Annotated in this window: 21 protein-coding genes; 9 read left to right on the plus strand and 12 right to left on the minus strand. The window is 70.4% G+C overall.

Annotated features, from left to right (window positions below):
• Positions 1-204: 204 nt before the first annotated feature.
• Together QMF80_RS31080 and QMF80_RS31085 are read right to left on the minus strand one after the other, a co-directional pair.
• Entirely contained in the window at positions 205-777 is a 573-nt protein-coding gene (locus QMF80_RS31080) for a hypothetical protein (RefSeq protein ID WP_283459332.1), read from the minus strand.
• Between the two features lie 182 nt (positions 778-959).
• Positions 960-1667, minus strand: coding sequence for a hypothetical protein (locus QMF80_RS31085; protein ID WP_283459334.1), 708 nt, complete (start codon positions 1665-1667; stop codon positions 960-962).
• Between the two features lie 389 nt (positions 1668-2056).
• On the opposite strand from QMF80_RS31085, the gene QMF80_RS31090 reads away from it, so the two are divergent.
• The 6 genes from QMF80_RS31090 (at position 2057) to QMF80_RS31115 (ending at position 5236) form a co-directional block, all read left to right on the plus strand.
• The gene (locus QMF80_RS31090; protein ID WP_283459336.1) at positions 2057-2332 is read left to right on the plus strand and encodes a hypothetical protein; all 276 of its coding nucleotides are present in this window, start codon (positions 2057-2059) and stop codon (positions 2330-2332) included.
• Complete coding sequence (locus tag QMF80_RS31095) at positions 2292-2834, plus strand: DUF6879 family protein (protein ID WP_283459338.1); 543 nt, start codon at positions 2292-2294, stop codon at positions 2832-2834. Before QMF80_RS31090 ends, QMF80_RS31095 begins: the two co-directional genes overlap by 41 nt.
• Positions 2835-2848: 14 nt before the next feature.
• Positions 2849-3697 (plus strand): helix-turn-helix domain-containing protein, encoded by an 849-nt coding sequence (locus QMF80_RS31100; protein ID WP_283459341.1) that lies wholly within the window; start codon positions 2849-2851, stop codon positions 3695-3697.
• A gap of 95 nt (positions 3698-3792) precedes the next feature.
• Positions 3793-3966 (plus strand): hypothetical protein, encoded by a 174-nt coding sequence (locus tag QMF80_RS31105; RefSeq protein WP_283459343.1) that lies wholly within the window; start codon positions 3793-3795, stop codon positions 3964-3966.
• A 44-nt stretch (positions 3967-4010) separates the two neighbouring features.
• The gene (locus QMF80_RS31110) at positions 4011-4421 is read left to right on the plus strand and encodes a DUF6415 family natural product biosynthesis protein (protein ID WP_283459345.1); all 411 of its coding nucleotides are present in this window, start codon (positions 4011-4013) and stop codon (positions 4419-4421) included.
• Between the two features lie 179 nt (positions 4422-4600).
• Complete coding sequence (locus tag QMF80_RS31115) at positions 4601-5236, plus strand: GNAT family N-acetyltransferase (protein ID WP_283459347.1); 636 nt, start codon at positions 4601-4603, stop codon at positions 5234-5236.
• Between the two features lie 297 nt (positions 5237-5533).
• Here QMF80_RS31115 and QMF80_RS31120 read toward each other — a convergent pair whose 3' ends face one another.
• The 3 genes from QMF80_RS31120 to QMF80_RS31130 form a co-directional block, all read right to left on the minus strand.
• On the minus strand, positions 5534-5872 hold the full coding sequence (locus QMF80_RS31120; protein WP_283459349.1) for a hypothetical protein: 339 nt from the start codon (positions 5870-5872) through the stop codon (positions 5534-5536).
• Between the two features lie 328 nt (positions 5873-6200).
• The gene (locus tag QMF80_RS31125; protein WP_283459351.1) at positions 6201-8876 is read right to left on the minus strand and encodes a DEAD/DEAH box helicase; all 2676 of its coding nucleotides are present in this window, start codon (positions 8874-8876) and stop codon (positions 6201-6203) included.
• 37 nt (positions 8877-8913) lie between these two features.
• Entirely contained in the window at positions 8914-9540 is a 627-nt protein-coding gene (locus QMF80_RS31130; RefSeq protein WP_283459353.1) for a hypothetical protein, read from the minus strand.
• A gap of 1630 nt (positions 9541-11170) precedes the next feature.
• On the opposite strand from QMF80_RS31130, the gene QMF80_RS31135 reads away from it, so the two are divergent.
• Both QMF80_RS31135 and QMF80_RS31140 read left to right on the plus strand, forming a co-directional pair.
• Positions 11171-11791 carry a hypothetical protein gene (locus tag QMF80_RS31135; RefSeq protein WP_283459354.1) on the plus strand — a complete coding sequence of 207 codons (621 nt, stop codon included), beginning with the start codon at positions 11171-11173 and terminating at the stop codon, positions 11789-11791.
• 58 nt (positions 11792-11849) lie between these two features.
• Positions 11850-12269 carry a helix-turn-helix domain-containing protein gene (locus QMF80_RS31140; protein WP_267725733.1) on the plus strand — a complete coding sequence of 140 codons (420 nt, stop codon included), beginning with the start codon at positions 11850-11852 and terminating at the stop codon, positions 12267-12269.
• Between the two features lie 1141 nt (positions 12270-13410).
• Here the strand turns inward: QMF80_RS31140 and QMF80_RS31145 are convergent.
• From QMF80_RS31145 to QMF80_RS31165, 5 genes are all read right to left on the minus strand, one after another.
• Positions 13411-13683 carry a hypothetical protein gene (locus tag QMF80_RS31145; protein WP_283459357.1) on the minus strand — a complete coding sequence of 91 codons (273 nt, stop codon included), beginning with the start codon at positions 13681-13683 and terminating at the stop codon, positions 13411-13413.
• Positions 13683-13919, minus strand: coding sequence for a hypothetical protein (locus QMF80_RS31150; protein WP_283459358.1), 237 nt, complete (start codon positions 13917-13919; stop codon positions 13683-13685). Before QMF80_RS31150 ends, QMF80_RS31145 begins: the two co-directional genes overlap by 1 nt.
• 331 nt (positions 13920-14250) lie before the next feature.
• A complete protein-coding gene (locus tag QMF80_RS31155; RefSeq protein ID WP_283459360.1) occupies positions 14251-14889 on the minus strand; it encodes a hypothetical protein in 639 nt (212 codons plus the stop codon).
• A gap of 221 nt (positions 14890-15110) precedes the next feature.
• Positions 15111-15695, minus strand: a complete 585-nt coding sequence (tpg, locus tag QMF80_RS31160; RefSeq protein ID WP_283459362.1) for a telomere-protecting terminal protein Tpg — start codon at positions 15693-15695, stop codon at positions 15111-15113.
• 52 nt (positions 15696-15747) lie between these two features.
• Positions 15748-16035 (minus strand): hypothetical protein, encoded by a 288-nt coding sequence (locus QMF80_RS31165; RefSeq protein ID WP_267829249.1) that lies wholly within the window; start codon positions 16033-16035, stop codon positions 15748-15750.
• 81 nt (positions 16036-16116) lie between these two features.
• Here QMF80_RS31165 and QMF80_RS31170 point away from each other — a divergent pair, with 81 nt between their 5' ends.
• The gene (locus tag QMF80_RS31170) at positions 16117-16500 is read left to right on the plus strand and encodes a hypothetical protein (protein WP_283459366.1); all 384 of its coding nucleotides are present in this window, start codon (positions 16117-16119) and stop codon (positions 16498-16500) included.
• Positions 16501-16528: 28 nt separating this feature from the next.
• Here the strand turns inward: QMF80_RS31170 and QMF80_RS31175 are convergent, their stop codons facing one another.
• A complete protein-coding gene (locus QMF80_RS31175) occupies positions 16529-17143 on the minus strand; it encodes a zinc finger domain-containing protein (protein WP_283459368.1) in 615 nt (204 codons plus the stop codon).
• A gap of 235 nt (positions 17144-17378) precedes the next feature.
• Positions 17379-17942 (minus strand): telomere-protecting terminal protein Tpg, encoded by a 564-nt coding sequence (gene tpg / locus QMF80_RS31180; RefSeq protein ID WP_283459370.1) that lies wholly within the window; start codon positions 17940-17942, stop codon positions 17379-17381.
• Positions 17943-17948: the final 6 nt, after the last annotated feature.

The raw sequence follows: 17948 nt of genomic DNA on the forward strand, positions 1-17948 counted from the left end.
CCCCCGAGATCGCGGAATCCGCCATCGGCTGACCGGCACCCCACCCGTCCTGGGCGCGCAGGACGCCCCGCGTTCTGAGCGAACTGCGCATCACCGTCTACGACAACCGCGGCGGCCGGTGGCCCCCCGCAGGACGGGCAGGCCATCCTGCTGGGGGCCTGCCCAGAGCTCCCAGCCATGAGGAATCGACGGGCGGAGTAAACCTCAAGACGGTGGCGCTGGGCGTGCCTTGCCGTCTGCCAGGAATGTCCACTGGAGTCCGCCGTGCCCTGCGGTCCCGGGGACACGCTGGCCGTGGAGGAGAGCCGCCTCCAGTGGGTGGCAGGAGTGGGGGCGACGGCCGGTCAGCGCGGCCGTGTGCGTGCGCACTGCGCGCTCGGTCATGCCAAGGGCGGAGGCGATCTCAGATGCGGTCATGCGGGCGAACCACTCTCCGGGGTTGGCGTGGGTAGCGAGGAACAGCAGGACGCGCCCACAGGTACGGCAGGAAAGGGCGGCGCCGGTGGCCCATGTGATCGGGGTGCCGCCCCGGACGGGAAGCCGGTCGATGGTGGTCTGGATGATCGGGGTTCGCCGGTCCTTGGCGATCCACCCGCACTCGACCATGTGGCCGATGTGAAGCAGGGTCACCTGGCGGCTCACCCCGGTAGCGGCGGCGATGGCCGCGCCGATCAGCGGCTGACCAAGGGCCTGGCTGCGGTGCTGGATCAGGACGCTGTGGATCTTGGTGCAGGTGCCGCATTCGCTCGGGGGCGCCTGACGGTGTGTGTTTGCCACGTTCGGGCCTTTCTGGCCCCGGCCTAGTGTCGGGGGCGACCGGTGCTTCCACTGCGACGGGACCGGGCTTGCCCGCCCGCTGTGGGAGCTGGCGGTCGGGCAAGCCTGAGCGGCTGGGCAAGCACAAGGGGAGGCTGGGCAAGCCCGTCAGCGAGGGCGGCTTGCCCAGGCCGGCGACTCGGCTACGCCAGGGCGGCGGCCACGGTCTCGAGGACGGCGAGCTGTTGCGCATCGACGGGTACGTCGGCCTGGCGCAGCGAGCGCAGCGTGGTCCCCTCGGCGCACAGTCGGCACAGCCCGAACACCGGCATCAGGCTGGCGCCGACGAGGGTGTGTGAGGACGAGCTCTCGTAGACGAGCCGGTAGCAACCGGGGCACAGCTGGCAGTCCTCGAGTTCGTCCGCCGGCGGCGCGTCCGGACCGAGAAGTGGCACGATCCGCAGAAGATTCTCCCCGGCCTCGGCCCACAGCCCCATCGGACGTTCCGCGCTCCGCTCGAAGACGACGTCGCCGTCCGGGCCCCCGCTGGTGCGGACCCGGGCCAGCGTTGCGAGGCCGTCCTCGGGCTGGTTGGGCATGAACGCCAGGACGGTCCTGTGTCCGGGCCCCTCGGACACGACCCGGACGTGACCTTGCCCGGCAGCGAGGGCCGCGCCCAACTCGTTCAGCCCCTGCCCGTCGTCCTCGTTGCGCAGGCGCAGCGGCCACGCGGCCGGAACCCCGTCGATCTCGGCAGGGGCGGAGGTGATCAGGACGCCGTTGCCGGACTGGCGAACGTCCAGATGCTGCATCCCCTCGGTGGAGTGGAACACGGTGCCGAACCACTCCGTGGTCGGCTGGCCGCTCTCGCCCTGGGGGCGGCGCGGCTTGTGCTGCTTGTGACGTCCCATGCTGTGCCTCGCAGATGTGACCCCGTGGACGGGCCGATCGGTCCGCTGAACCCACAACAGGCTGCCCGGCAGCCCAGGTGCGCCGCGGGCCTGTCGTTCACCCGTCTGGCGCACCTGGGCAAGCCGCCCCGAACGGCGGCTTGCCCACCCCGCCCCCGGCGCGCTGAGACCTCGCCCGCGCCCAGGTCCTCGCGATGCTCGAGGAACGGGCAGGGCCGTTCGCGGACGTGGACCGGTGGGCGTCCTGGCGCTGGGAGCCGGCCTGGCCCGTGCCGCGCCTGCCAGGGAGCGGTGGCGAGCCGTTGGGACGGCGCTCTTGACCGAGGGGTCCAGTGCGCGGGACGGTCATCGCGCAACTATGCGCAACCGACTCGACACGGGAGCACGCGATGACGTTACGGTTCGTCGGGATCGACCCGAACACCGGCGGCGAGGGATCACCGACGGTGTGGGTGGAAGAGGAGAGCGCCGACCTGATCGTTCAGGGCGAGGAAGCTGACGAACTCCTCAAATCCCTGGTCGGCTCCACTGAGTGGGTGGCCGGCCACACGACGGGGATCCCCCCGCACGAGCGGGTGATCCGGGTCCCGTTCCGGATGGTGAAGATTCTGAGGGAGGCGTGCGATGCAGCCGAACGAGCCGCTGAACACCGCGACGTTCGCTGAGCTGCTCGCCGACACCCACCGCACGGCGGTCCACCTGGAGATGCGCGACGTCTACGCGGTGGGCGACGAAGCCGACGACTTCGAGTCCTTCCTGCGCACCGGCGTCCCGAACCTCGATGCGGGCCGCTCGTTCTGGCCGCAGTGGATGCCGCTCGTCCAGGGGGCGGTCGCCCGCGGCGTGGTGATGCGCCGCGCACGGATCGTCTCCGAGCCGGTCACCGACTACATCCGCTACGAGCACGCCATCACCCCGCTCAACCTCCAGGCCGGAGAGGACGTGCGCTGGCTACCCCGCCGCCGCGCCTCCGACATCCCGCTACCGGGCAACGACTTCTGGCTCCTGGACGGCCGCCTCGTGCAGTTCCACCACTTCACCGGCACCGGCGACTGGGCACCAGACGGCAAGGAACGCACCACGGAGCCGGCCGCCGTCGCGCTGTGCGCCGCCGCGTTCGAGACCGTGTGGGAACGCGGCGTCCCGCACGAGAAGTACACCGTCTAGGACTCGATCTGCCGATGCCCGCCTCTCCCTCCTCCAGCGCCCAAGGAGCCCGCGTAGCGCTCGCGGCACGCCTGCAGCACCTGCGCAAGGACGCCGGCCTCACCGGGAAGGAACTCTCCGCCCGGTGCGGCTGGCACCCCGCGAAGACCACCCGCCTGCAGAAGGGCGACGCCGCGCCCTCGGATACCGACATCCGTACCTGGTGCGCGGCGTGCGGCGCCGACGACCAGGCGCCGGACCTCATCGCCACCGCCCGCGCCGTCGACTCGATGTACATGGAGTGGCGCCGCCTGCACCAGGGCGGCATGCGCAAGGTCCAAGAGGACTGGTACGACCTCCATGAGCAGACCCGTATCTGCCGCGTCTACCTCTCCAACGTCCCGCCAGGATTCCTCCAGACCCCGGCGTTCGCGACCGCCCTCATGGGGCAGATCACGCGCTTCCAGGGCACCCCCGACGACGTCGCCGAAGCCGTCGCCGCCCGCGTCGCCCGCTCCCGCTTTCTCTACGAGGGCAGCCACCGCTACGTCGTCCTCATGGAGGAGTCGGTCCTGCGCTTCCGCACCGCCGACCCCGACGCCATGCGCGGGCAGCTGCGTCACCTTCTGGCCGTGATGCCGCTGGCGTCCCTCTCGTTGGGGATCATCCCGTTCACCGCGCAGCGCACCGTGTGGCCGCTTGAGGCGTTCTACGTCCACGACGACACCACGGCCGTGGTGGAGACGCTCACAGCGGAGATCAAGGTGACCCAGCCGCGCGAGATCGCCGACTACCTGAAGGCATTCGGTGGCCTCGCGGAGATGGCGGTGCACGGCGACGCCGCACGCGCCCTCATCGCGGCCGCGATGGACGCCCTGGAGTGAACCTCCCGCAATTACCCGCAATCTCGTTGAGGAACAACCCGCGGCCTCCGTAGCGTCGAACGACACCGACACCCCAGCAACGGAGGCGGTGCCCCATGAGCGCACCCACACCCGCCGGCCCCGACCCGGACGGCCCCGGCCTCCAACGCCCTGACTTCGGCCGGCCCTCCCCGGCCCTGCTTGCCCGCGCGGACCGGGGACTCGCCCGGTTCCTCGCCCGGCCGACTGAGGACCAGGACGACGAGCTCGGCGACGGCGCCCCGCGGTGACCGCCGACCACCCGTACGAGACGCTTCCGGCAGCGAGGCCCGCCATGCACACCAGCAGCCACACGATCCTGTACGACCCCAGCGGGCTGATCGAGGCGGAGCTCCCGCTCGACCGCGAGCCGTATGAGTGCCTCGTCAAGGCAGTCCTCGCGTGGACCGGCGAGGACACGCTCGCCGAGCGTGACTACGAGCAGATTGGCCTCCAGCTGACCGGCCACGCCCGCGCAGTCGCCTCCGACGTCCGGCGCCGCGCGAACCAGCTGCCCAAGAGCAGCGGGCCCCGGGCGCTCGCCGACGTCGTCCTGCGCGAGGCGGAAAGCAGGTTGTCCGCGACGCTGGAGGGCACCGTGCGCTGCGTCCAGAACCGGGCCCGCCTGGTCCGCGCCCTCTACGAACGGCTGGACCGGCTGGAGGTCGCGCTCGCCCCGCAGAGGGCTGCACCGACAGGGAGCTGAAGGACTCCCTCGAGTCGAATGAATCGCGCCATCATTCACGTCTTCAGCGGCGTGATGACCGCATTGGCCCGCATCAAAGTACGGCCTTCCGTCCTACTGGTGTCCGTGCCTCCCGCCGGCCACTGGGTGCCCTGGTGACCGGCGCGGGTCACGGCCTGCCCCAACCCGAGAGGACGCCCGTGGGACGACACAAGCCTGGCAAATCCCGCCGCCGCCGCCTTGGCGAGCTGCCCGACAACATCCTGATCAGGGAGGCCCGCCCCGGAGAAGGCAAAGCATTCACCGACCTCGCCGCTCTTGCCATGGAAGGGCATGGCGACTTCGACGACCGCGAGCCCATGCGGGAACTCATCGACGAAGACGGTCCGTTCATGAGCAAGTTCGGAGCCGGGCGGTTCGTATTCCTGGTCGCCGAGCACACGCCTACCGCGCGCATCGTGGGCGTCTCCTCCAGCATCCCGCCCCTGTCCGTCCTTGGCGGAATGGAGCGCGACGGAGCAGACCCCGTAGCCCTGGGGGCCACCGCCATGGCATACGTCAAGATCCGCGCCCTGGCCGTCGCCGACGACCACCGCCGTCAGGGAATCGCCTCGGCTCTCCTCATCAAGGCTCTGGCAATCCACCGCGAACATCGCGCGTTCTTGGCATACGGGCAGTTCACCGCCGGAGACGCCGACCTGGCCCAGTTTTACCGGCGCCACGGGTTCACCCTCCATGCCCCGGGCCAGCCGGTCATCCTTCCCGGCAATTCCAGGCACCGCGACGTTGGCGCCTCCCCGCTCCCCGGCGAGCAGATGTTCTCGCGCTCGATCTAGCCCCCACACCCTCCGCCGGTGCGCCGGGGTCGTCATGCGGCTCTATTGGAGACCACGCCCGCCCTGCAGAGGGTTGCACCGGAAGGGGGCTGGAGGGTTGCACGTAGAGGTGCTCTAGGGGTTGCACCGGAGGTAGGGCCGGGAGTGGGACCCCCGTTTTCGTGATCTTGCCCAACATCCCTGGTCAGGGCCAGTGGGCAAGCCTCCCCCGGACGGCGACACCTCTTACCCCGCGATAGCCGGGGTGAAGAGGAGGCCGTTCGCACGGGGCTGGGGTGCGGCGGGCGGGACGTCGTCCTAACCCTGTGACGGGGCCTGGGCGGCCTGGGCGAAGTGCATGACGATCCCCTTCGCCCCGGCGGCGACTTCGTCGATGAGCTCGTAGCCGCGCGGATTTTCGGGGTGGTTGCGGACCCAGATCATGGCGTAGCTGATGATCTGGTTGATGTCGCTGGGACGCAGGAAGATGGCGTCACCGGTGTGGAGCCGCTCGGGGGCCTTGTGCTGCCACAGCCGGTAGTACCGGCCTTCGACCTCGTTGAAGCCGAGATGCCGGTCGCCGTGCGGGTTGATCAGGTGAAAGGTGAAGGGCAGATCGTTCGGGCCCGGCTGCCAGGGCTGTTCCTGCTGGCTCACTGCGTCCTCCGTCGACGTTCGGTGATCACGACGCACCCGAGTCTGTCAGCGCCGGTCCCGCCCTCGCAGAGCTTCTGCCCAGCCCGGCGCCGACGACTGCAACACCAGCTCCTGGCGCTGCAACACGTTCAGTGCAACACCGCCGCGCGTTGCACTCTGACCTGCGGTGAGAGCCCGGATAGAGGCTCGTGGAGCCGGTGTTGCACCTCGCGTTGCAGGCCCGCGCCATGTCCGGGAGCCGACAGCACGAGGCCCCGGGCGATGACGCCCGGGGCCTCTCGGTGCACTTCACTTGACCAGCCTGTCCAACGATCAGCCGCAGCCGGTGTCACGCCCAGTCCACGCCCAGCGCCGCGAGGGCGGCGAGCTGCTCGGCGCTGAGCTTCTCCCGCCGCGACTTGGTGTTCGAGACCCACACACCCAGCTTCACGATCACGGGCTCCGCCTCGCCGTCGACCGTGATCGGCTCGCCGTGGCCACGCGGAACCGCTCGGCCCGCGCCTTCCCGCTCCACCCACTGCGTGAGGGCCTCCAGGCCACGCTGGAACGCCTGCTGCGCCTTGCTCGGGCCCTTCGTCGCGGACGTCGACGCCGGGGCGGGAGAGGGGGCCTCAGGGGCCTGGATGCCCAGCGCAGTCAGTCGCGCTTGCTGCTTGGGCAGGAGCTGCGCCCAGGTGGCCGGCTGCTTCTGCTGCTGGAGCCACTTGCCGACGTCGTCGCCGTCGAAGACGACGCCCGGCGCGATGTTGGGCAGGACGCCGTCGGCGTCGACCAGGTCCGCGAGGACGCGGTAGTTCCGTTGCCAGTCCAGGGGCCAGGGGCAGTCCCAGTCCTTGTCGATCGCGGTCAGCTGCGCGGCGCGGGTTGTCGCGGTGTCCTCGTTCTTGCCGAGACCGTTCTTCGCGCCCTTGCGGCGGAGGTTGGCCATGTGCTGCCCGATGGGCATCATTGCCTCGCCTTCGCCCCACACCGCGTCCTGACGCGGCGCGAGGTGCCCGGTGGCCCGCCGGTAGGACCGGAGTGCGGCGAGCTTGGCCTCCCACGCCTCCTCGCCCGGCTCCCAGACCATCCCGGCCTCGGGGGCGTCCAGCAGGGTCTTGCGGCGTTCCTCCAGCTCCCCGGCCCGCAGGGCCTTGCGCTGCTGGTGCACCCACCGCCCGAGCGGGAAGTCCTTCGTGACCCCGACCTCGACCTCGACGTCGTAGGGCACGGCGTGGACGCCGGCGATCTCGTTCTCCGCCCGCCACCGGAGCAGGGCCTGGTAGCCCTCCAGCCACACCAGCGACTCCGGCCGGTAGACCCGGGTCCGCAGGAACGCGGCGATGGTCGCCGCGTCGCGCGGGCTGGAGAAGTGGAGCAGGGCGGCTTCGGCGGCGGCCTGCGTGTCGTCGTCCCCCTGGTCCTCGCCGTCGCCCCCGCCGCCGGCCCCGACGATCTGACCGTCCTCGTCACGCCGGACGTGGACCTTGCGCTTCCCGCTCGTGAGTGCGCGGGAAGCGAGCTGCTCAACGAGTCGTTCATCATGACTGCGGAGCCCCTGGAGGACCGCTACAAGGGGGCGGAACGAGGCGCTGGCGACCATGTCGTTGGGGTCCTCGTTGGGCTCCAGGAACACCGGCACGATGATCCTGGCGACCTTGGTGGTGCCGTCTCGGTTGAGGCGGAGCGCCCGGCCGATGTTCTGGACGATCTCGACCTGGGAGCCGCGGGTGTCGGCGAAGCAGACGGCTTCCACGCCCCGCTCGCCGGTGATGTCGACGCCCTCGCCGAGCACGCGAACGGAGGCGAGGAACGCGCGGTGGACCCGGTGCCCGGCCGCGTTGATGCCGTTGGCGAACTGGCGCAGAACCTCGCGCCGCTCGCTGACGAAGTGGTCGCCACAGAGCCACGCCGACCACACCCGATCCGGGGGTACATGGCGTCCGGCCTCCAGCTCGTAGAACTCGGCGTCGATGGAGGACTTCGGCAGCTTGTCGGCGGCGGCCAGGTCGGCGTCGGACGTGTCGTTCATGTACAGCGCGGCGGCCGTCTCGGGGAGCTTGTCCGCGAACGCGGCGGCTTCCTCGACCTTCTGGTGGAACGTCATGACCGTACGGAGGTTGTACGCGGCGGCGTGCTCCAGGAGCGCGGTCTGCAACAGGGCCAGGCGCCGGCCGCGCCGCGCCTCCTCCGACTCCCCGAGGACCGGCGAGGGGTCGCGGATCTCCAGGACGTCGATCTCGAACCCGGCGAGGATCTCGCGCTCGATCGCCTCCGAGAGCCCCAGTTCGGCCAGCCACGCGCCGTACGTGCCGTCCGGGTCGTCTGCCATGGACGCGATCTCCGCCTCCTGGCCGTCCGCGCCCCTCTGAGGCCGGGCCGCGGCGAGGATGCGCGGGGTCGCGGTGAGGTAGAGCCGGAAGTCCGCCGGGATCCGGGCGTTGTCGTGGATCGCCGCCCACGGCCGCCCAAGATCACCAGCGGTTCCGTGCGCCTCATCCACGATGGCGAGGTCGAACGGGGCCATCTGCTGCCCGTAGAGGCGCTCTCCACCCGCCAGGGCGGCCTCCAGCGGCCCGCGCGTCTTCCGCTGGTCCACGGGCGCGTCGATGTCCTCGCGGTCCACGAGAGAGGCGTACGTGGCGAACACGACCACGGGCCCGGACCCGGCCCACAGGGCGAGCTGGATCGGGTTGGTGGTGGTGCGCACCCCCAGCTCGTTCAGCACCGCGTCGTTCTCCAGCGAGCACACCGCGACCATCGGGGCCCGGTGGCCCACCAGGCGCCACGCCTGGGCGGTCTGGGCGAGCAGGTCCAAGGTCGGGACGGTGACGAGGATCCGGCCGTCCGCGAAGCTCTCCAGCGCGCACGCGGCGGCAGTGATCGTCTTGCCCGAACCGGTCGCTGACACGATCGTGCCCCGGGCCCCCTGCGGGGGCACAGATGACCTTGCAGGAAATCCCACCCACCTACGAAACGCGGACCGCTGATCTACCTGATGTTCCTTGAGCCGAATCGCTGACATTTCCTTGCCTCCCCGAGCGCTGAATTCGTGTGATGTTTCAGAGGGCCGCGTGCGGAATGCAGGCCGCGCCCAAGTCGTTCCAGATCGACGCACCCGCCTTGTGCCAGCCGCCGGGCTTTCCGTCCTTGAAGGGCGGCTTGTCGTCCGGGTCGTAGTGACCGGCATCGAGCGTGCAGACGACGTAGTCCCCATCGCTGTTGACCGTCCGCGCGGTGCACAGACCGCCGGCCTCACCCAGCGCCTCCAGGACCTGGCGGCGCGCCGTGGTGTGGGGGTAGGTGGCCGGCAGTACGGCTTCCCGGACGTACCTCTCCAGCCGCACCAGGTCGGCCCGCTCACGCTGCCTCACGTCCGCGATGTGTACGGCCAGTTCAGCGGCCCCGGCCGACCGGCCGCCGCGCCGGGACCATTCCCGGTCCGTGATGCGCACCAGGGCCTCGCTCACGGCCGTCACGCCGTCATCCCAGCCGTCCCCGAACTCCGGGCCACGCGAGCGCGGCGCCATGCCGTCCAGCTCCACGATCTCGCTCTGTGCCCCGGCGACCGCTCCGGCCTCCAGCGCGGCCACCAGGTCGTCCGCCTCGCTCGCGGGCACGCCCTGCGCCTCCAGGAGCGCGAACAGCCGGAGCCGGGCATTGACGCCCGCTGTCTGATACTGGCTCACCCGGCGGATGGAATCGCTGCTCAGCGCGGGATCGGGTCCGGTAGATTCGTGGTGACCGGTCATCTGCGGTCGTTCCTCTCGGGATTCCGGGGGAGTTCCCAGGTGGTTGGGGGGTGTCCCGTGTTTCCGCCAACGGTACATGCTGCATCAACCCGATGCATACGCTACACTGGAACTCACACGAACGAGCGACCCCCCATCTCGTAGCCAGCCCGGCCCGCGCCAGCGGGCCCTAACGGTCCTGGAGGCGCAGCCGGAAGGACCGTCAGGCGGGGGAGCGCAGCGGACCCGCCGGGAGCGCGCCGCGCTCCCCCAACTCCCGTACTGGAGGCCCCACAGGCCCGCACCACCACACCCCCGCAGCCCGGCCGCGCACCGCGCGGCCAGCCGGGCGCGCAGCGGCCGGCCCCACTGCCTCCAGGAGCGCAGCGGAGGGAGGCGCCCACGCTCCGCGTGGGCCAAGGGAGCGCAGCGACCGCGCCCCTTGCACATCGCGCAGCGATGTGGTACCCGCTGCGCGATGTGCAAGAGAACGCCCTCGCTGCGCGAGGGCGGGGGCGGCCCGCTGCGCGGGCCTTGCCCAGGCTTCGCCTGGGTGGCTTCCTGCGCTGCGCTCCGGGAGCCTGAGGGGCCGGCCCGCTGCGCGGGCCAGAGGCCGGGCGCTCCGCACCCTGCCTGCCGGGCGAGTGCCCAGCGGGCAGGGTGCGGGCGGGATGTGGTGGCGGGTCAGGGGCCGCTGCGCGGCCTGGTGGGGTGGGTCCGCTGCGCTCACCCATCCCTTGAGGGTCCTTCCGGCTGCGTCTCCAGTCCCTTGAAGGCCCGCTGCGCGGGCCCGGCTGGCAGCAGTAGGGGGTGGGTGTCGCTCGTTGGTGTGAGTTCTAGTGTAGTGCATGCATCGGGTTGATGCAGCATGTACCGTTGGCGGAAACACGGGACACCCCGCAACCGCCCGGGCGGGGCGCGCCTTTTGATACGGCATCAGCGCCGGAATTCAGTTCCACCACTCATCCGAGGAATAACGAATTGAGAAGATGCGGACCCGAGCCACCGAACGGTTCCTCAGATATCGGAAAGCTCGAATTCCGGCGTACGGAGGTACCGGAGCCGAACGGCCCCCTGGGGCCGGGCGGCGGAACCGCCCACTGGCGCCAGCCACGCTTCCCTGGTTTTGATCGTCACGGTCCGAGCCAACGCGAGACGCAGCGCCGCTGCTGCCGTCCACGACCCGCACCAGGGCGCGGTGCCGAACGCGAAGCCTGCTCAGCCACAGGGCGCTGGCCTCCTCGATCCGGTGGTTGTCGACGGCGACACGCCCGTTGCTGCCAGCTGCTTGCCCGGACGCGCCAGGGCGTGTCGGCCGGGGTTCGCGTGGTGGTTGAGCTCTAGTGACACATAAGAGCGTTCCGTGCCGAAACCGGGTCTGACCTGCGGTGATGCGAAACCGTTTGTTCTAGATTTCCAGAACAAACGCGTCTCGGGTGTTCTGGAAATCTAGAACAAACACCCCCTGAACCTGACGGGTCATCAGGTAGCTGTGAGCCACGGTTTGTTCTGCTTCTCCAGAACAAGCCGGTTTACCTAGTGCTACCGTGCAGGCTCAAACGTTGATCATCTCTGGAGGACTGTGCTGATGGAACAGCTGCCGATCGTCCGCCCCGGCGAGCGCGTGGTTGCGCGGTCGGACGGCAAGGGCGGCTTGATCCTGGGCGTGGAGAAGATCAAGGGCCGCGAGTTCGCCGCGAGCGCGGAGTGCAGCGGCTACGTGCTGGACGCCCGGCTGCTGATGGACGTGCTCGGCAGCCTCAAGATGCCCGGCTCCTGGTTCCAGGTCTGGTGCAAGCTGGTGGCGCTGCAGAACGCCAACCGCGCCGACGACCAGACCCGGGCTGCTGCCCGCGGCTTCGTGAAGACCAACCAGCGCGACCTCCAGGCCCGGTGCAACCTGTCGGCGGCCTCGGTGAACGAGGCGTCGCAGTTCTTCGCGCACGTCGGTTGGATGCGCACCGCCAAGCGCGGCGTCCTCCAGCTGAACCCGTGGCTGACCGTGGCCGGCACCTCCGGCGAGCAGGAGAAGTGGCAGGCGCTCTGGAACGGCGCGGAGGGCCCGGCCTGCCTCATCCCGCACTCCGACTACCCCACCGAGTGGCGCCAGGCGCGGGAGGCGGAGAAGAAGGCCGCGGAGTCCGCTCGCCGCAAGGAGAAGGTCGTCACGCTCCGGCAGCGGCGTCCCGTACGCAAGGCGACCGCGTGAACTCGCGCGGCATATCCTCGTTACAGCGTCCCGACCTGATCGGAAGTGGTGAGGCTCCGTGAGCAGCTCTTACGTCCCCAGCCCTCCCACGGAGGCCCCCGTCACGATCCCCCGTGCCGTACTGCGCCTCCTGGCCCTGGTCGACGTCTCCACCGCCGGCCGCCGCGTCCTGGACGAGCTGCTGTACCTCAGCGACCCGGAGACCGGCACCGCCTCGATCAGCCAGAACGAGATGGCACGCGAGCTGGGAGCCAGCAAGCCGACCGTGAACCGCGGCTTCAAGGAGCTCCGCGAGTGCGGACTCGCCTGGAGCCTGGAAGACGGCCTCTACCAGCTCCACCCGCTACTGACCGGCGGCGCGGTCTCCTCCCCCGTCATGAAGGTCCCGGAGATCAAAGCCGCCGAACCCGGACGCTTCACCGAACAACGCCGGGCCCGGTTCGCCGCCCAGATGGCCAACCTCGCCCCCACCGGCTGAACGCCCCACCGAAGGTTCGAGGCGCCGCACCCCTGGTGCGGCGCCTTCTTCATGCCCCGCCCCGACCGTGCCGGTAGCACCAGCTAAACCGCCTTGTTCTGGAGGAGCAGAACAAACGGGAGCGGCCTCGTGGCCGTCGCCGAACGCCTGGCAGCGCCAGTGGGCGGTAGCACCAGGTGAACCGGGTTGTTCTGGAGCAGCAGAACAACCAGTGACAGCTCGGAGCGGGCTCGCTCCATGCAGCGGCTGGAGCGGGTTCGTCGCCTTGCCCGCTGCACTGGTGAGGCTGGCCTTGCTACCCGTGCAGCACCCGTGTGCCGCCTGGGTCGGTGAATGCTGGACCGCGAGCCGGGAGACCGGGGCAGCATCCCGTCTTGCACCCCTCCGCTGCCCTTGCACCCTTCGCCACCAGGAGCAGCAGCCCGTGCAGCACGACGGGCAGCAAGCGGAAGGGTGCAAGGTCCGGCCGGGGTTGAAGAGCGCCGCCAGGGCTTCTCCGGGAGAGGGCCGGGGCCGTCTGAGCGGGTCGGAAGCGGGCGGCTTCTTGCACCCCAATGTAGTTAGGTACTTGTAGTACCTATGCGCGGGTTGAACTCTCCCCCCCCTGAGAGCAGAGCTCGCGGCGGGAAGAACGAGAACACCGGCGCCGGAGACGAGCTGCGGCAGGCGGCCAGGAGGCTGCTGAGGCACCCCGGACCGCGCGAAGCGCTGTACGCCGCTGTGAGCGCGCGAGAGGCCCATGATCGTCGCTCGGGAGCCTGGAAGCGCTCAGAGCGCCGCAGGGGGCCGCACAGCGCCGGGAAGGATCAAGCGCGCTCGGGGTGACAGGCGCGGCGGCAAGCTCCGCCCGGCCGTGCGATTACTGCGCACCAGCACCATCGACCGCCCATCCGCGTCTGCGAGATCTTCCGCAGCCCCTACTGCAGGTACTTCGCCTACGGCGGGTGGGAAGAACGCGTTCGTCATCTGGTCGGTCAGTCCTAGGTCTTCCTCTTACGCGAGCGATCCCTCACCAGGTTATGAACCCGATCCCTCACCAAACGATGAACATGGCGGTCTGCAGCGGACCGTCCTCGCCGTCGGCGCCGGCTTCTTCGACCCGGGCGAGCAGCACGCGGTCGGCCCGGTCGAGGAGGTCGGGTCAGACCTCGATGTACGCGACGACGACCACGGTCCGCAAAATCGAAACCCAGTACAGCAAGCGGACCCGCTCGACGTCGTCGGCGTACTCGCGCAGTTGGGGGCCGGCGGCGCCGCCGGGGATCGGCTCGCCGACCTCGGGGTCGACGGAGACGACGACCAGGGCGCGGTCCAGGGCGTGGATGTCCGCCTCGCTGGTGAGGCTCTCAAGCTGCTTCGCGGCGGAGTCGGAGAACGTGATCCGGGCGCGGCGCGGGCCGTGCTGCCTGGGCATCAGGCGACGGCCGGGCGCTGGGCTGCGAGGCGGGTGAGGTGGGCCTCGCGCAGCTCCTCCCACGGGGTGCACTGCTCGGGGTCGGGCAGGCCGTTGGTGGCGATGTCCTCCAGGACGGCGGCGAACCGGTCGGCGTCGGCGCGGGTCTTGGCCGCGTACGCACGGACCGCGTCGGCGGCCGCGGGCTCCAGCTGCCGGGCGGCGGTGTCAGCGGGGGCGGCCGGCTGTTCGCTCATCGAGGGCTCCAGAGGGCAGAACTGGCGTGTCCTGCCACGGTATCGCCGGGCAGGCGGGCCGGGGAGCACTCCGCCGGAACCTGGCCCGCAACTACGCTCCGTACTCCTCACATGTGCGCGGGACGTTCGATCTTGAGTGTCACACTGCACCCTCGAAATCGGCCCCTGGAGAGCTCTACAGCTCCGAGAAACGGACAAACAGGGGCAGATTTGAGGCGGCGTGACACCCGGCGTGACACGATTCCGGGGCAGCGTGACACTGGTGTCACGCTCACTTTCTGTCACCGTGACAGTGGTCCGGGCTCGCGGGCGGCCGGCTCTTACCCGTCGCTCACGCCCGGGTTCCTTCGACGCGGGCGAGGAACGCGGCGAGCGCGCCGGCGGCTTCGGGTTCGGTGGTGGCCAGCCGGGCCGCGAACGCCAGCTCGTCGACGTCAGCGCCGGGGACCAGGCGGGTGAGTTCAGCGAGCAGCGCGGCGTGCGCGAGGACCGGCGGCGTCAGAAGGCCGGCCGCGGATTCGCGGGCGGCGGGGTCGCGGTAGTGCCCGAGGTGCGCGGTCAGGGCGCGGGCGAGCCAGGCGTCGACGTCGGCCTGGACGTAGCCGCCGGCTCGCCGGGTGAGTTCGTCGCGTACGGCTTCGTCGCCGGTGTGGGGCTTGGTTTGCTCCAGAGTGCCGAGCTCGCGCAGCGCCTGGAGCTCGTCGGCGCGGGCCGCGATCCGCTGGGCTTCGCGCAGCTCAGCTTCCCGGGCGGCGGCGGCCGCGGTGTCGGCGGCGAGCTCGGCCTGGACGACGACGTCGCCCTGCGGGTCGTACACGTCGTCGGTCCCGGCGAGCAGCTGCGTGATGCGCGCCCACTCCGCGAGCTCCGCCGGTCCGCGCTCATCGTTCGCCAGGTCCTCGTGCCTGGAGTCCTGCCGGGCTTCGAAGCGGGCGTCCTCGAGCGCGGCCGCGGCTTCCGTGTGCGTCATGCCCCGGGCGCGGCGGCGCACCGAGCTGCGGCCCACCTTCGCCTGGTCGACCGGAGCGGGCGCGGGAACTCTGGTGAGAGGGCGGCGCGATCGCCGAGTCGCGGCAGTGTCCATCTGAGGGCCTCTCTCTTTCATTGCGGAAAACTGGGTACGGCCCGCCGCTAGAGCGCTCCGTCGGCGGGCCGTACCCCAGGTTTATAGCAGGCCGCTATTCGCCGTGCCTAAAACGAAAGTTTTATGTATCCGACTGACGTGAAGTCGGCGCGCAAGCCGATTGCGCGCGTGCCCCAGTCGGTGAAATACGACTCGGCTATGGCCTCCGCGACAATGGGTTGTAGATCTTCCTCGGTCTTGCCCTCGTCGCGGGCCGCGAGGATCTGGGCCACGTACGTGGGAGAGATCGGCGTGCTGATGTACCGCACCCGGCCGTCGTCGGAGCTGCCGTTCGCGGTGAATCCGAAGTACGCCTCGCACTCCACCCACATCCCGCCGGAGGTGGCCGCGCGCTCCCTCGCCTGCGCCCTGACCTGCGGTTGCCACTCGGATTCAGTCTCTCTCACCAGAGCTTCCTGAAGCTTCTTCTGTGGCTTCTTGAGCTTCCCGGCGCGGTAGCGCTCCACCGTGCGCCGGGAGGTGTTCAGGCGCTCGGCAAGCTCCTTGGTCGAAGCCTTCGTGCGCGTGAGGAGGAATTCGACTTTAGCCCTGGCGGACTGCGGAATCTTCCGGGTGAAGACGGCGCGTTCCGCGCGGGCCAGGGCTTCCAGGACGCTCCGCGCGGGGGCCGACTGCTCGTGTTCTTGGGTCATGTCCGCATGCTCGGACGCGGAACCTGTGGACAGAGGACAGGCGTTTGGGCGCTCAGGCCAGCGCGGTGCGTCCTTCGTCCGTCGCCTCGACCAGGTCCGGCCGCTCACCGTTCGCCGGGTGCACGACCCGCACCAGGTTCTTCTGCCAGAGGGAGACCGACGCCCCGTAGAGCGCGAACTGCTCGTCTGCCCAGGCGACGCGGACCGGGTCGTCCTCGGGGGCGTGCACCTCGGGCGGGACAGCCTGGTTGAGGGCGGGGAAGAACGTGGACATCGCGGTCGGGGCAGGTGCCTGGGAAACGGCGTGCAGCAGGCCCCGCTCGTGGGTATTCAGCTCCATCGCCTCAGCGTAGAGGTCGCCACCGGCAGGAAGTTCGCCGTACACGCGGTACGGATGCCAGGTGCGGGCGTTGACCACGGTGTGAGCACACCCTCCCGGCGACACCCCGCAATCCTGCGGCCTGACTTCCCCGACCAGCGCTACGTCCTGCTGGACAACCGGCTCTGGGGCTCCCTGGAGCACGACCCGCACTTGCTGGAGTGCGTGGCCCGTACTGCCCGCGGACGGCGATGTTCGGACCCCTTGGAGTGGGGCGTCACTCTGCCCGACGTCGTCGTCCTGATCGGCAAGCAGCTGACGGTCGCGTACGACGGCCGGTCCTACGAGGATGCCGAGAGGTGGAAGGCGCAGCGCTGCGCCTTCCACTTCGGGGAGGCGGCTCCCGACCGTGCGCCGCGTGAACTCGTGCCGTGCGCGGCCGACGGCACGCTCCTGGTCGCGCCTGGCGGCCTGTACGGCCCCTGATGCGGCCCCGGCCGCACCGGACGGGAGATCAGGCGGAAGGGGAAGCGGACATCGGCGAGCCTGCCCAGGTGGCTCTGTCCGCGTTCCGCTGCATCAGGAGGCGGGCGGGCAGGTCCCGGCGCTCCACGACGCGGATCGCCGCGGGGTTGATCCGCACGCCCATGGCGCCGACCCGCTCGACGAAGCCGCGGGCCTCGAGCCGGTCCACCGCTTCCATGATCTCGCTGGGCGTGAGGAAGAACGCCGGCGCGAGCAGAAACTCCAGCTGGAAGTTCCGGATCTCCGGCGGCCCCCCGGGCCGGTGCAGCTCCGCCTGCTTCAGGACCAGCCACAGCAGAGCGGCGGCCTCGTAGGGGGAGGCGAACAGCTCCCGGAGCAGGTCCTGGTGCCAGGACACCACCAGGGTGTCGGCGGAGTCGGGATCGAGCTCCATGAGCCTGCGGTCATGGTCCGTGTCCGGCGGCAGGATCCGGAACGGCGGCAGAGGCGCCATCGCACGGTGGGCGTCCTGGATCCGGCCCTGGTGCAGTTGAGAGCGTCCGGCCCGGTCCGGCGCGCACTTCTCCCCCGGTGCTGCCTGGCAGTCGGGACAGGTGCGGGTACGGGCCTTCTCCCGTACGGCCGGCGCAACAGCTCGGCTCACGTCAGCTCGCGCCGGTTCTTGCTGCTCACCAGGGAGCCTTCCGCTGGAGTCGGGTGATGGTGCTCAGCATGGCGGCGCTCCGCGGCGGCCGGGAGCAGCGGCTCCGAACGTGGGCGGGTTTTCGCCCGATCGTGCGAGCGCGCTGCGGTCCGCCGTTGACGTTGCCGGACGGCCGCCCGGCATGCCGTGAGCCCCGGACCACGGTCCGGGGCTCACGGGTTGTTCGGGGTACGGCCTACAGCTGGAACCCCAGGTCGAGCACGTCGTTGATCTGGACCTCCTGGAGGGAGCCGGCGCGGCGGCCGCTGTCCTGGAAGTAGACCTCCTTGAGTGCTTCGGCGGTGAGCTCGCGCAGCCGGTCTTCGCTGGCGCCCTGCTCCTGGGCGTCGAAGAGGCGGGCCGCGTACTGGGGAGGCAGGGCGACGGTGATGTGCCGCTCGCGGTCCTCGTCCGTGGAGTCCATCGAGGCTCCGGCGTAGCCGAGGCGGGCGTGGACGTCGATGACGATGCCGCCGGTGGTTGCCGCCTTCTCCTTCGCCTTGGCCCGGATTTGTGGCTGCCAGCGCTTCTTCACCTCGCGCTCCAGGCGCGCGGCGAGGTCCGCTCGCGGCTTCTTGATCTGCTCCTTCACGTACCGCTCGACGGTGCGCTGGGAGACCCGCAGCATCTGGGCGACCTGCTTGGTGCCCTTGTACTGCTTGACCAGGTAGCGCATCTGCGCGCCGGCCGACTTCGGCGCGGGCCGGGTGAACGCCTTCGCCACGGCCTGGTTGAGGCCGTCCCCGAACTCCTTGTTCATCGCGCT

It is taken from the genome of Streptomyces sp. G-G2 (genome assembly GCF_030063135.1).
Lineage (GTDB): Bacteria > Actinomycetota > Actinomycetes > Streptomycetales > Streptomycetaceae > Streptomyces.

Bases quoted from the DNA above. Each gene is read 5' to 3' on its own strand.
- QMF80_RS31085 (WP_283459334.1), bottom strand. From the start codon at position 1,667: ATGGGACGTCACAAGCAGCACAAGCCGCGCCGCCCCCAGGGCGAGAGC.
- QMF80_RS31090 (WP_283459336.1), top strand. From the start codon at position 2,057: ATGACGTTACGGTTCGTCGGGATCGACCCGAACACCGGCGGCGAGGGA.
- QMF80_RS31095 (WP_283459338.1), top strand. From the start codon at position 2,292: ATGCAGCCGAACGAGCCGCTGAACACCGCGACGTTCGCTGAGCTGCTC.
- QMF80_RS31100 (WP_283459341.1), top strand. From the start codon at position 2,849: ATGCCCGCCTCTCCCTCCTCCAGCGCCCAAGGAGCCCGCGTAGCGCTC.
- QMF80_RS31105 (WP_283459343.1), top strand. From the start codon at position 3,793: ATGAGCGCACCCACACCCGCCGGCCCCGACCCGGACGGCCCCGGCCTC.
- QMF80_RS31110 (WP_283459345.1), top strand. From the start codon at position 4,011: ATGCACACCAGCAGCCACACGATCCTGTACGACCCCAGCGGGCTGATC.
- QMF80_RS31125 (WP_283459351.1), bottom strand. From the start codon at position 8,876: ATGTCAGCGATTCGGCTCAAGGAACATCAGGTAGATCAGCGGTCCGCG.
- QMF80_RS31135 (WP_283459354.1), top strand. From the start codon at position 11,171: ATGGAACAGCTGCCGATCGTCCGCCCCGGCGAGCGCGTGGTTGCGCGG.
- QMF80_RS31145 (WP_283459357.1), bottom strand. From the start codon at position 13,683: ATGCCCAGGCAGCACGGCCCGCGCCGCGCCCGGATCACGTTCTCCGAC.
- QMF80_RS31150 (WP_283459358.1), bottom strand. From the start codon at position 13,919: ATGAGCGAACAGCCGGCCGCCCCCGCTGACACCGCCGCCCGGCAGCTG.
- QMF80_RS31155 (WP_283459360.1), bottom strand. From the start codon at position 14,889: ATGACGCACACGGAAGCCGCGGCCGCGCTCGAGGACGCCCGCTTCGAA.
- tpg (WP_283459362.1), bottom strand. From the start codon at position 15,695: ATGACCCAAGAACACGAGCAGTCGGCCCCCGCGCGGAGCGTCCTGGAA.
- QMF80_RS31165 (WP_267829249.1), bottom strand. From the start codon at position 16,035: ATGGAGCTGAATACCCACGAGCGGGGCCTGCTGCACGCCGTTTCCCAG.
- tpg (WP_283459370.1), bottom strand. From the start codon at position 17,942: ATGAACAAGGAGTTCGGGGACGGCCTCAACCAGGCCGTGGCGAAGGCG.